Below are 11,855 nucleotides of genomic sequence, written 5' to 3' on the forward strand. Positions count from 1 at the left end.
CTTAGTCCGGCTTGCCGTCAACCACACCGGCGGTGTTGTCGATCAGGCTCTTGGTGGCCGTCTGGATGAACGACTCGAGTTTCTGCTTGAGGGCCGCTTCGTCAGCCGACGCCGGAATCAGTTCGCCTTTCGGATTGGCGCCCAGTTCGTACTGATACAACTTGGGCGGCATGTCCTTAGGCAGCACCAACACGCGATCCGCGGTCAGCAACGCCACGGTTTGATCGCTGCCCGATGGCTTGATCATGCCGAAGCCCTTGTCGCCTTCCGGCAGGTTCAGCAAGTCACGACCCCAGCACTGGTGAATCACGTCGCCACCGATACGACCCATGATGGTCGGCACGATGTCGATCTGGGTGCCCACGGTGTGGTCAACCTGGCCGAATTTGTCCTGCACGCCCGGCCCGATCAGCAGCATCGGTACGTTGAAACGGCCCAGGTCCATTTCAGTGATCTGCTGCTCGTTGCCGAAACCATGGTCGCCTACCACCACGAACAGCGTTTCCTTGAAGTACGGCTCTTTACGCGCCTGCTCGAAGAACTGACCCAGCGCCCAGTCGGAGTAGCGCATGGCGGTCAAATGTTCGTTGAGGTTGCCACGGTCAGTCACGCGCTCGACCGGCAAAGGCGTCGGCAAGGCGTAAGGTGTGTGGTTGGACAGGGTTTGCAGCAAGGCATAGAACGGTTTTTTGTCCTTGCCATCGCGGGCTTTCAACTCTTCCAGACCGCGATTGAACATGTCCTGGTCGGACACGCCCCAGGTCGGGTCGGAGAACACCGGGTTAACGAAGTCGTTACGCCCGATGAAGTTGGTCATGCCCTGGTTGCTGAAGAAGCCCGACTGGTTGTCCCAGGCGAAGTCGCCGTTATAGACGTACACATCGTCGTAGTCACGGGCGCTGAGCAACTGCGGCAGGCCGGACAGTTTGTGGCTGCCTTCCGGAGTCTGCATCAGGTATTCGAAACCCGGCAGGTTCGGGAAGCAGGCCATAGTGGCAAACATGCCCTGGTGGGTGTGGGTGCCGTTTGAGAAGAAACGGTCGAACAGCAGACCTTCTTTCGACAATTTGTCGAAGTATGGCGTGACGTTACCCGGACGACCCAATGCGCCCACCGAGTGACCGGCGAAGCTTTCCATCAGGATCACAACCACATTCTTGATCGGCAGGGTCTTGTCTGCGGCCGGAGAGTAGTTGCGACGCACGGCGGCGGTCTCGCCATCCACCAGTTTGTCGCTTGGGGTCAGCAACATATCGCGGACGGTCTGCTGAGCCAGCGGCTGTTCCACCGTGGCTTTCCAGATGTTGTCGCGGTTTTCGGACATCCGGCTCTTGGCCGCCGCAATCAGCGACAGCGTGCCGTTGAGGCCCAACTGGTTGGCGAAGTTCGAGTCGGTGGTGTAGACATCACCCCAACGCATCGGCGGGCCCTGACGCAGAGTGCCACGAGCGGCAACCACGCAGACCAGCAGACAGACCACAAAAACGACGCCTCGCGCATACCACGGGGCAACCTGGCGCGTGCCGATGCTGCCGCCGCTGAAAGGACCGCGAGGACGGGTCGCGCGGTCGGCGCCCTTGAACGCGAGGGTCAGGATCAACGTGCCGAAAGCCCAGGCCAGCAGGTAGCGAACCACAGGAAAACCGTACCAGAGCATGCTCATCACGGTTTTCGGGTCTTCTTTCACGTACTGAAAGACCAGGCCATTAAGGCGCTGGTGGAACTCGCGGTAGAAATCCATCTCCATCAGGCCGAGGAACAGCGCGATGCTCGATGCGATGGTCAGCCAGAAGCGGAAGAACCCGCGAGCGGCCATGGCCCGGGCGCTGAACAGTGCCAGTATCAGCGGAATGCAGAGGTAGACCACCAGGCGCAGGTCGAAACGCAGACCATTGGCGAACGCCTCGATAAAGGTCGAGGCGGGTGAATCCTGGATCATTTCGCGGTTGTAGACCAGCAGCGCAACGCGCAGCAGGCTGAACATGACCATCATGATCAAGGCGCACAGCAGCGTGTAGGCCAGGTGCGATTTGACGGTCGGTTGCAGCAGGCGACTAGAAGCTCGCTGCTGACTCAGGGCGTCCGGGTTTGCCATGTCGTTTTAGGACCCATTGGAAGTTGAAGTTTCAAAAATAAAGCGGCGCCCTGCCCTCTGTTGGCCAGTTCTCGGCCCCGGGGCTTGCGCGGTGCGCAAATGTTGCACGATCACCCGCTGCATTGCCATTGATTAGTGCCCGGCAGGCTGACGCCGGCGAATTGTCTTGGAGGCATTGTGAAAATTTCGTGCAACGTATATCCGGAAACAAAATAAACCCCGAACCTGTGGGAGCACATGACTCTATTGCCTAACAAAAACGCCCCGAACAGTCGGGGCGTTTTCAGGGAACAACCCGCGATTACTTCTCTGCGCGTTCCTTCAGGGCCTTGAGCGTATTGAACGGCGCATCGACCACGAACTTGTTGGCGACCATCGATGGGATGCTGCCGCCTGGCTCGGTGTGCACCTGGTAGGTCACTTCGATCTGGTCACCCTTGGGTACGAACTTCCAGAAGCCGTCGATCTTGGTGACACGGACGAAACCCTTTTCCTCAGGAACGTACTTCGGCACGCCTTCGAGCTTGCGGGTCAGGCTGCCGTCGGCGCCTTCGGTGGTGGTGATATGCAGCACCGAATCACGCGGGGTCACCGGCCAGGGGGTATTGAACTGGGTGTAGGTCCAGCTCTGATCACCTTCGTGCTTGAGCAGCTTCTGGGCGTTGCACTCATGAATCCAGGCGCAGGCGCCTACCACGTCTTCCTGCAGCGTGCGCAATTTGGCCATGGTGGTTTTCATCAGGGTGACGCCCTGGTAGGCCTTGTAATCGGAACCGGCCACTTCACTCAGGGACACCTTGATGCCGTCTTCATTCTTGGCCACTTTCCAGTCTTCGGCCTGTGCGGCCGACGTGGCCAGTACAACCGTCAAACCACACAGCACAGCCATACGATGCAGCGAACCCATAGTCTTATTCCTTATTGTTGAACTTCCGTTCGTAGAACACATCACGCGGCCGTCATTTGCTCCCACCATCCCAGCAACTTGATCGCTTCGTCACTGCTGCTTCCGCAGACTTCGACGTCGGCTTCAAACGCCGAACACACGGCAGGACGTTTCGGATCGCCGAAAATGCTGCACAGATTATCGACAGACAGTTGTACGCAACGTTCGCCAGCGGCTTTGCCATGGGGCATGCCGGGAATCGGTGAACTGATGGAAGGGGCAATGCAACAGGCGCCACAGCCTTCACGGCATTTCATGACGACAAGCTCCTCGCGACGGGCGATGTGTTAATGGATGAGGCACAGAGTAACCGCTAAAACAGTTGTTTAAAATTACCTGGACCGGGGTTTTCTCGCTCAAACGAACGTGACTGACCAGTCTCCGACAAAGCGTCTGGGTCGCGGGTCACGAATCAGCGCTGATTTACTGTTTGAACTCGAAATCCAGCGCTGCGCCTTCGACGTCCCGACGCTCTTCGTTGCGCAATTGCAGCTGCATTTCGTTGTTGAGCAGCCGGCCGTTGAGTTGAAACGGGCTGCTCTTGTCACCGAACATCTGCGGCAATACGGCGTCGCGTCGTGGCATGGGAACCGTACCGACCGGTTTCAGCTCTTGGACCATGTCTTTAGGCAGGCTCAGGTCCAGATCGGCCGGAGGGAGTTGAGTCTTCGCGACTTCTCGGGCCGATTTCGACTTTGAAGAAATCGGCGGCCGTTTTTTCAGCGCAGTCTGTTTCTTTTTGACTGGCGCGGCATTTTTTTTCACCGCAGTAGCTTTCTTGACGGGCGCTGGTTTTTTCGACGTTGTTTCGCTGGCTGCCGGTTTTTCCTGAGTCGAAGCCGCCATGACGCCTTGGGCATTAACGGTCAAGAAGAGACAGATCGATAGGCAGGCGGCAGGAAAAAACGGTTTCATGGACCCAACGACGCTAACGGCAGAGGGCCATATGCTCGCCTGTTGTACGCAACATGACAAGTACGCGTACGAAACCACCGACGCGCTTGTCAGAAACCGCTGACAGTCTCCTGACACAGCTGAGTCGCCAACATCCCCAACGTCATCAATGCGCGCTCGGCTTCACGGTTCCAGGGCGTTCCACAGTTCAGGCGAATGCAGTGATTGAACTGCTCGGTGTTACTGAAAATCAGCCCCGGCGCGATACTGATGCCCTGTTGCAACGCACGCACATGCAGTTCCTGAGTGTTGACCCGCCCCGGCAGACTGACCCACAGAATGAAGCCGCCGGTGGGCCGGGTCATCTGCGTGCCTTCCGGAAAATACTGCTGCACGGCCAACTGGAAGGCGCTCAGATTCTTGCGGTATTCCTGACGAATGTAGCGCAAATGACGATCGTAACCGCCATTCTCCAGGTACGCGGCGATGCCCATTTGCGTAACGCTGCACGCCGAATGCGTGCTGAACGTCTGCAAACGCTGAATCTCTTGCTGGTATTTGCCGGCGATCATCCAGCCAATCCGCACGCCTGGTGACAGGGTCTTGGAGAAGCTTGAGCAATAGATCACCCGATCCAGCCGGTCGTAGGCCTTGAGCGATTTGGTCCGGCCTTGCTCAAACATCAACTCGCCGTAGATATCGTCTTCAACGATCTGGATATCGAAATCCGATGCAAGGCGCAGCAGTTGTTTCTGCCGCTCTTCGGGCATGGTGCCGCCCAGTGGATTACTCAGACGCGTGGTCAGTACCAGCGCCTTGATCGACCACTGGTTGGCCGCCAATTGCAGGGCTTCGAGGCTCATGCCGGTCGCCGGGTCGCTGGGGATCTCGATGACTTTGAGGCCCAGCAGGTCGGCCAGTTGCAGCAAACCATAATAAGTCGGCGATTCGGCGGCGATCAGGTCGCCCGGCCGGGTCAGCACGCGAAGAGACATCTGCAATGCATCGACACAGCCGTGGGTGATCACCACTTCGGACGGATCGACCACCACGCCGGCATCACGCATGCGAATCGCCACCTGTCGGCGCAACGGTTCAAAACCGGGGCTGAACATGTAGCTGAAAGCACGCGGGCTATGGAAACGGGTGACCTTGGCCAATTGCTGATGCAAGGCGCGAACCGGCAGGTAATCGACGCTCGGCACCGCCGCGCCCAAGGGGAAAACGCCCTCTCGACGGGACTCCACCAGCACCTGCTGAATGATGCTGCTGCGGGTGACCAGACCGGGTCGCTCGACCCGGGCGATGTCCGGCGTTGGCGCCGTCAGGGCAGGCGTCTGGTGCACGTAGTAACCCGACTGCGGCCGGGCGCGGATCAGTCCTTGATCCTCGAGATTGGCGTAAGCCTGCAAAACAGTCGCATGGCTGACGTTAAGCTGCGAGCTCATCTTGCGCACCGAAGGCACGCGCTCCCCCGGTTGATAGACACCACGGCGGATGTCTTCGGCCAGTTGCTGAGCAATACGTTGGTAGAGCAAGAGATTGGTCATGACGCAGCACTCGATTTCACGGGCATTTTATTCTTGTGTGAAACAATACCGGAACAGTTTAGAAGTGTACGGGGACAGTTGCCACAATAGTCGACCGTACAGTCCAGTGTCAGCAAAAACTGTACTGTTTTGAGAGGCAATTGGCAGGCACAAAAAAACCCGGCGCTGACGGGCAGGCCGGGTTTTCCAGTAACGCAGCCCTTAGCGGGCAGCGCCGAGCTGGCCTTTTTCGTCGGAGAACACAATTTCCACCCGACGGTTCTGTGCGCGACCACGCTCGGAAGCGTTCACGTCCACCGGGTATTCATCGCCGTAGCCTTCGACTTTGATACGTTTGTCGTCGATACCCAGGTCCATCAGCACGTCCGCCACTGATTGCGCACGGTCACGGGACAGCTTGAGATTGTCATGCTTGCCGCCCGTGCTGTCGGTATAACCCTCGATGCGGACCACGCGCTTGGGATTAAGCTGCAGGAACTGCACAATCTTCAACACCACGCGGTTCGCCGAATTCTTCAGCTCCGCTTCGCCGGTGTCGAACAGCACGTCGCCCAGCGTCATCACCAGACCACGGTCGGTCTGGGTGGTTGCCAGAGCGACAATCTGTTCTTCGAGCCACTTGCCCTGCTGCTGCACGCTGAGCAACTTGGACTCGCGCAAGGCCAGTTGCAGGCGCTGACGTTCCAGTTCGAGCTTCGCCGCGCGCTCTTCGTTGAGCACCTGATTGGTGTGCTCACGGGCGATTTCGCTGTAGCGCTTGCTCAGGTAGGCGTAATGCACCACATCCGAGCCGCTGCCCCAATAGCTGGAAAGACGATCAGCACGGGCCAGGGATTCGCCCGCACGGATCACGTCCTTGGGGGCGATTCGCAGCACGTTGGAGTCTTCCTTGACCTTCTGGAAGTCAGCCCCGGCCTGCTGCAACGCGGTCTCGCTGTGTTGGCCGGCGCAGCCGTAAAGGCTTGCGCAACCTGCGAGGATCAAGCCGCCGAGTGCTTTGGACTTGAGGTTCATTGGGCATCTCCCAGTTGCTTGCGCAGACGAGTGATACGGGTATTGAGCACATTCAGCTGCTCCTCGCTCTTGAGGGTCAGCACCTTGGCTTCGGCCAGACGCGCGTCCAGTTCGGCCTGCTCGGCCCGCATGCGCGCATGCTTATAGGACTGATCGGTCATGTCGCCCTGGGCACGGGAAAACTTGTCTTCGGCCAGTTTCAGTTCTGGTACGTCGTCGACAGTGGCACCTACGGCTTTGGCTTGTACGAGCGCCTGCTCGGTCAGGCGTATTTGTTCATTCGGCGCCGGATCGGCTGCACAACCCGCCAGAGCCAGAACGGCCAGGGCAGCGAAAAGAGGTCGAATACTCACTAAAAATCCCTACTGTTTTGGGGTACTGGCGGGTTGTTGCGGTGGCTGCTGTTGCTGCGCTTTCCAGCGCTCGATGTTGCGTTGCAGCACGGCCTCCGTCAGTCCGGACGCGGGCAATTCTGTCATCTTTTTGGCCAGCTGTCCGCGCAACCACGGATCGTTGCAAGCGGAGTTATGGGAAACCGCGAGGAACAGGCCGGGTTTGTCGACCGGTTGGGGACGCGCGATCAGGTCGTTGGCCATGCTCAGGGTTTGCGCGGCGGCCATGCCCGAGTAGCGTCCCGCGAGGACAAATTCCACCTCGCCCAGCAGCAATTTCTGAAAGGCCTGGGTCAGGTTCGGAGTACGCACGAGGGTCAATTGCTGCTCGGCGAAAATGCCGAATGCCTGGGTCATTCGAGACTTTTCCGACACGGCACCTGAATGGCCGTGAAGGTCTTGTGCCTGGTTGTAGACCAATGCCGAGTCTTTGCGGGTCCAGACCAAATAGTCGTTTTCCAGCAACGGCGGATGGATGTAATCCAGGGTGTCCAGTTCGCTGACGGTCAACGGCGCATCGGCCAGCATGTCCATGCGCCCGCTGCGTACTTCGTCCAGTGCCTGGGCACGCTTGCCGGCGTAAAGCAGTTCGACCTTGATGCCCAACTCCCCTGCCACGTGTTGCAACAGATCGGCACTGGCGCCGATCAGGTGCTTGGGGTTTTGCGGGTCTTGCCACAGGTACGGTGGCGCGTCCGGGCTGCCGGTCACCACCAGGCGCTCGCACTTGCTTGCGGCCACGGTCAACGCCGGCAGCACCGTCAGCCCCAGCAGTAATGACCAGCCACCCACGCGGCGCAAATCCATGGCGACACTCTCCACTCAAATCCGGAACAAAAAAAAACCCGACCAAAAGGTCGGGCTCTTTATAAGTCAAGCGACTGGATTAGACCAGCTTCTCAAACTCGGGGATAGCTTCGAACAGGTCTGCCACCAGGCCATAATCGGCCACCTGGAAGATCGGCGCTTCTTCGTCCTTGTTGATCGCAACGATCACTTTGGAGTCTTTCATGCCGGCCAGGTGCTGGATCGCGCCGGAGATACCAACGGCGATGTACAGCTGTGGAGCAACGATCTTGCCGGTCTGACCGACCTGCATGTCGTTGGGTACGAAACCTGCGTCGACCGCGGCGCGGGAAGCACCGACGGCAGCGCCCAGCTTGTCGGCCAGGGCGTACAGGTGTTTGAAGTTGTCGCCGTTCTGCATGCCGCGGCCGCCGGAAACGACGATCTTGGCAGCGGTCAGTTCCGGACGATCGGACTTGGCCAGTTCTTCGCCAACGAAGCTGGAAGTGCCAGCATCATGGGCAGCAGCAACGGCTTCAACCGACGCCGAACCACCTTCAGCAGCCACCGGGTCGAAACCGGTAGCACGCACAGTGATCACTTTGACGGCAGCGTTCGATTGAACGGTCGCGATGGCGTTACCGGCGTAGATCGGGCGCTTGAACGTGTCAGCGCTTTCGACCGAGATGATCTCGGAGATCTGGTCAACGTCCAACTGAGCGGCAACGCGCGGCAGGATGTTTTTGCCGTTGGAAGTTGCGGCAGCCAGGATGTGGCTGTAGCCCTTGCCCAACTCTGCAACCAGCGGCGCGACGTTTTCCGGCAACTGGTGAGCGTAGGCGGCGTTGTCGGCCACCAGCACTTTAGCCACGCCAGCGATTTTCGCAGCGGCTTCAGCCACGGCGCCAACGCCTTGACCAGCTACCAGAATGTGGATGTCACCGCCGATTTTGGCGGCAGCAGCCACGGTGTTCAGTGTGGCCGGGGCCACTACTTTATTGTCGTGTTCAGCAATAACCAAGATAGTCATTTAGATTACCTTCGCTTCGTTTTTCAGTTTCTCGACCAGTTCAGCCACCGACTTGACCTTGATACCCGCGCTGCGTGCAGCCGGCGCTTCGACTTTCACGGTCTTGTTGGTGGAGGCGGTGGAAACGCCCAAAGCGTCCGGAGTCAGCACTTCGAGAGGCTTCTTCTTGGCTTTCATGATGTTTGGCAGGGACGCGTAACGCGGCTCGTTCAAACGCAGGTCGGTGGTGACGATGGCCGGCAGTTTCAGGGAAACCGTCTGCGCGCCGCCGTCGATTTCGCGGGTCACGGCAACGGTGTCGCCGGACACTTCGACTTTCGAAGCGAAGGTGCCCTGACCGTAGCCGCTCAATGCAGCGAGCATCTGGCCAGTCTGGTTGTTGTCGCTGTCGATAGCTTGTTTGCCAAGGATCACCAGCTGAGGCTGTTCCTTGTCAACAACAGCCTTGAGCAGCTTGGCAACGGCCAGCGAAGTCAGGTCTTCAGCGGATTCGACGAGGATGGCGCGGTCAGCACCCAGAGCCAGCGCGGTGCGCAGTTGCTCTTGAGCGGTGGTCGGGCCGATGGAGACGACGACGATTTCAGTCGCAACACCTTTCTCTTTCAGGCGTACGGCTTCTTCCACTGCGATTTCGCAGAACGGGTTCATCGACATCTTGACGTTGGCGAGGTCGACGCCGGAATTGTCCGCCTTGACGCGAACCTTGACGTTGTAATCCACAACGCGTTTGACAGCTACAAGAACCTTCATGGATTCCTCGTTACTCTCCGGTGAAAAGAAAGTCGCCTAGGCGAACCTGGCGGTTTGATGCTCATCGGCGCAAGGGCACCTCTAAAAACGCTGGCAGGTGTATCGAGTGAACCTTGCTCACGAGGTGGATGACCGTTCGTCAGTGGTGACCGACGAGTCATTCATTATCGCGGCATGTAAACTGCGCGCCAAACCTGCGCAGCAAATCACCTTGTACTGCCATCGCCCTGTCTTTAGAGGTGCTCTTGATACCAACAGTCAGCCTACGGCGAGCGCAAAACCGACCGTATCTTGACCGGAACGCCTATTCCGGTCAATACGGCAAAATAGCCGTTCATAAGCCGCGTGACTTTGATTTCTCTGGCTTTGAGCCCATTCAAACAAACGTTTGTATTGGACGCTAGGAGTGGTGTAGATATAATGCGCCACCCAGAGAGAAAGGTGGCTCATCGATTGTCCTCTTCCTGCATTGCGCAGGGATTCATGGATGCGACACCAAACCTCCAATTAGAAAAAAAACTGTTGAGCCTTGAGTAGGAGATAGCCTGTGGAACGCGAATACATGGAATTCGACGTGGTCATCGTCGGTGCCGGCCCCGCGGGTCTTTCCGCCGCCTGCCGCTTGAAGCAGAAGGCTGCTGAAGCCGGCAAGGAAATCAGCGTCTGCGTGGTCGAAAAAGGCTCCGAGGTCGGTGCACACATTCTGTCCGGCGCGATCTTTGAACCACGCGCCCTGAACGAATTGTTCCCGGACTGGAAAGAACTCGGCGCGCCGCTGAACACGCCGGTGACCCGCGATGACATTTTCGTCCTCAAGAACGCCGACAGCGCGCAAAAAATTCCTGACTTCTTTGTGCCCAAGACCATGCACAACGATGGCAACTACATCATCTCCCTGGGCAACCTGTGCCGCTGGCTGGCCCAGCAGGCCGAGAACCTGGGCGTAGAAATCTACCCGGGCTTCGCCGCTCAGGAAGCGCTGTTCGACGAGAACGGCGTGGTTCGCGGGATCATTACCGGCGACCTGGGCGTCGACCGCGAAGGCAATCCGAAAGAAGGCCTGTACACCCCAGGCATGGAACTGCGCGGCAAGTACACGCTGTTCGCCGAAGGTTGCCGTGGCCACATCGGCAAGCAGCTGATCAAGCGCTTCAACCTCGACAGCGAAGCCGACGCCCAGCACTACGGCATCGGCCTGAAAGAAATCTGGGAAGTCGATCCGGCCAAGCATCAGCCAGGCCTGGTGGTCCACACCGCCGGTTGGCCGATGGACATCATGGGCACCGAAAACACCGGTGGCTCGTTCCTCTATCATCTGGAAAACAACCAGGTGGTCGTCGGTCTGATCGTCGATCTGTCTTACAGCAACACGTACCTGTCGCCATTCGACGAGTTCCAGCGCCTCAAGCATCACCCGGTGCTTAAGCAGTACCTGGAAGGCGGCAAGCGCATCAGCTACGGCGCCCGTGCCATCAGCAAAGGCGGCTTGAACTCGCTGCCGAAAATGGTCTTCAAGGGCGGCGCGCTGATCGGTTGCGACCTCGGCACCCTGAACTTCGCCAAGATCAAAGGCAGCCACACCGCCATGAAGTCCGGCATGCTCGCCGCTGAATCCGTGGCCGAGGCGCTGTTCGCCGAAAAAGACGGCACCGAAGAGCTGACCACTTACGTCGACGCGTTCAAGAAAAGCTGGCTCTACGACGAACTGTTCGCCAGCCGCAACTTCGGCCCGGCGATCCACAAGTTCGGCGCCATCGTCGGCGGCGGTTTCAACTGGCTCGACCAGAACATCTTCGGCGGCAAACTGCCGTTCACCTTGCACGACACCAAGCCGGACTACGCGTGCCTCAAGCTTGCGGCCGACTGCAAGAAGATCGATTACCCGAAACCGGACGGCAAGATCAGCTTCGACAAACTCAGCTCGGTGTTCATCTCCGGTACCAACCATGAAGAAGAGCAGCCGTGCCACCTGAAGCTGACCGACCCGAGCATTCCGATCGCCAAGAACCTGCCGCTGTACGATGAGCCTGCCCAGCGTTACTGCCCGGCCGGCGTATACGAAGTGGTGACCAAGGAAGACGGCGAGAAGCGCTTCCAGATCAACGCCCAGAACTGCGTTCACTGCAAGACCTGCGACATCAAGGACCCTGCACAGAACATCACGTGGGTGGCGCCGGAAGGTGCTGGCGGCCCGACTTACCCGAACATGTAAGTCGACTCGCTGAACAACAAGGCTCCCTGAACGGGGGCCTTTTTGTTGCCCGCGATTTACTCCACACCGCAATCCCCCTGTAGGAGTGAGCCTGAACTGGTCCAGTAATTTTGGACATTTTTTTCGGTTCTCACGCCGCCAGCTTTTCCGCTGCTACAGGTGAGTGGTAACCGTTGTAACTGTGGC

The 11,855-nt window shown here is 58.5% G+C and carries 11 protein-coding genes; 1 reads left to right on the plus strand and 10 read right to left on the minus strand.

Translation table 11 applies throughout. From position 1 onward, the window contains the following. Position 1: 1 nt before the first annotated feature. The 10 genes from ACIQV9_RS25420 to ACIQV9_RS25465 all read right to left on the minus strand — a co-directional run bounded on the left by ACIQV9_RS25420 (position 2) and on the right by ACIQV9_RS25465 (position 9,457). Entirely contained in the window at positions 2–2,095 is a 2,094-nt protein-coding gene (locus ACIQV9_RS25420; RefSeq protein ID WP_403107399.1) for an LTA synthase family protein, read from the minus strand. A 301-nt stretch (positions 2,096–2,396) separates the two neighbouring features. Beyond that, the gene (locus ACIQV9_RS25425) at positions 2,397–3,002 is read right to left on the minus strand and encodes an START domain-containing protein (protein ID WP_403107401.1); all 606 of its coding nucleotides are present in this window, start codon (positions 3,000–3,002) and stop codon (positions 2,397–2,399) included. A 41-nt stretch (positions 3,003–3,043) separates the two neighbouring features. Further along, the gene (locus tag ACIQV9_RS25430) at positions 3,044–3,298 is read right to left on the minus strand and encodes a YkgJ family cysteine cluster protein (RefSeq protein ID WP_403107403.1); all 255 of its coding nucleotides are present in this window, start codon (positions 3,296–3,298) and stop codon (positions 3,044–3,046) included. Between the two features lie 166 nt (positions 3,299–3,464). Further along, positions 3,465–3,956, minus strand: coding sequence for a translation initiation factor 2 (locus ACIQV9_RS25435; RefSeq protein WP_403107423.1), 492 nt, complete (start codon positions 3,954–3,956; stop codon positions 3,465–3,467). Positions 3,957–4,045: 89 nt separating this feature from the next. Beyond that, positions 4,046–5,485 (minus strand): PLP-dependent aminotransferase family protein, encoded by a 1,440-nt coding sequence (locus ACIQV9_RS25440; protein ID WP_403107405.1) that lies wholly within the window; start codon positions 5,483–5,485, stop codon positions 4,046–4,048. 201 nt (positions 5,486–5,686) lie between these two features. After that, positions 5,687–6,499 carry an OmpA family protein gene (locus ACIQV9_RS25445; RefSeq protein ID WP_403107407.1) on the minus strand — a complete coding sequence of 271 codons (813 nt, stop codon included), beginning with the start codon at positions 6,497–6,499 and terminating at the stop codon, positions 5,687–5,689. After that, positions 6,496–6,852, minus strand: coding sequence for a DUF4398 domain-containing protein (locus ACIQV9_RS25450; protein ID WP_403107409.1), 357 nt, complete (start codon positions 6,850–6,852; stop codon positions 6,496–6,498). The genes ACIQV9_RS25445 and ACIQV9_RS25450 overlap by 4 nt, the downstream gene beginning before the upstream one ends. A gap of 9 nt (positions 6,853–6,861) precedes the next feature. Then, on the minus strand, positions 6,862–7,698 hold the full coding sequence (locus ACIQV9_RS25455) for a substrate-binding periplasmic protein (RefSeq protein WP_403107411.1): 837 nt from the start codon (positions 7,696–7,698) through the stop codon (positions 6,862–6,864). A gap of 79 nt (positions 7,699–7,777) precedes the next feature. After that, positions 7,778–8,707, minus strand: a complete 930-nt coding sequence (locus tag ACIQV9_RS25460; RefSeq protein WP_403107413.1) for an electron transfer flavoprotein subunit alpha/FixB family protein — start codon at positions 8,705–8,707, stop codon at positions 7,778–7,780. Then, entirely contained in the window at positions 8,708–9,457 is a 750-nt protein-coding gene (locus tag ACIQV9_RS25465; protein WP_010461775.1) for an electron transfer flavoprotein subunit beta/FixA family protein, read from the minus strand. Positions 9,458–10,004: 547 nt separating this feature from the next. Between ACIQV9_RS25465 and ACIQV9_RS25470 the strand changes: the two genes are divergently transcribed. Further along, positions 10,005–11,669, plus strand: coding sequence for an electron transfer flavoprotein-ubiquinone oxidoreductase (locus ACIQV9_RS25470; protein ID WP_403107415.1), 1,665 nt, complete (start codon positions 10,005–10,007; stop codon positions 11,667–11,669). Positions 11,670–11,855 lie beyond the last annotated feature (186 nt).

Origin of the sequence: Pseudomonas sp. NPDC099000, from assembly GCF_044759925.1 — a bacterium.
Taxonomy (GTDB): Bacteria; Pseudomonadota; Gammaproteobacteria; order Pseudomonadales; family Pseudomonadaceae; genus Aquipseudomonas.

Coding starts and splice junctions, on each gene's coding strand:
- ACIQV9_RS25420 (WP_403107399.1), bottom strand. CDS start 2,095: ATGGCAAACCCGGACGCCCTGAGTCAGCAGCGAGCTTCTAGTCGCCTG.
- ACIQV9_RS25425 (WP_403107401.1), bottom strand. CDS start 3,002: ATGGGTTCGCTGCATCGTATGGCTGTGCTGTGTGGTTTGACGGTTGTA.
- ACIQV9_RS25430 (WP_403107403.1), bottom strand. CDS start 3,298: ATGAAATGCCGTGAAGGCTGTGGCGCCTGTTGCATTGCCCCTTCCATC.
- ACIQV9_RS25435 (WP_403107423.1), bottom strand. CDS start 3,956: ATGAAACCGTTTTTTCCTGCCGCCTGCCTATCGATCTGTCTCTTCTTG.
- ACIQV9_RS25440 (WP_403107405.1), bottom strand. CDS start 5,485: ATGACCAATCTCTTGCTCTACCAACGTATTGCTCAGCAACTGGCCGAA.
- ACIQV9_RS25445 (WP_403107407.1), bottom strand. CDS start 6,499: ATGAACCTCAAGTCCAAAGCACTCGGCGGCTTGATCCTCGCAGGTTGC.
- ACIQV9_RS25455 (WP_403107411.1), bottom strand. CDS start 7,698: ATGGATTTGCGCCGCGTGGGTGGCTGGTCATTACTGCTGGGGCTGACG.
- ACIQV9_RS25460 (WP_403107413.1), bottom strand. CDS start 8,707: ATGACTATCTTGGTTATTGCTGAACACGACAATAAAGTAGTGGCCCCG.
- ACIQV9_RS25465 (WP_010461775.1), bottom strand. CDS start 9,457: ATGAAGGTTCTTGTAGCTGTCAAACGCGTTGTGGATTACAACGTCAAG.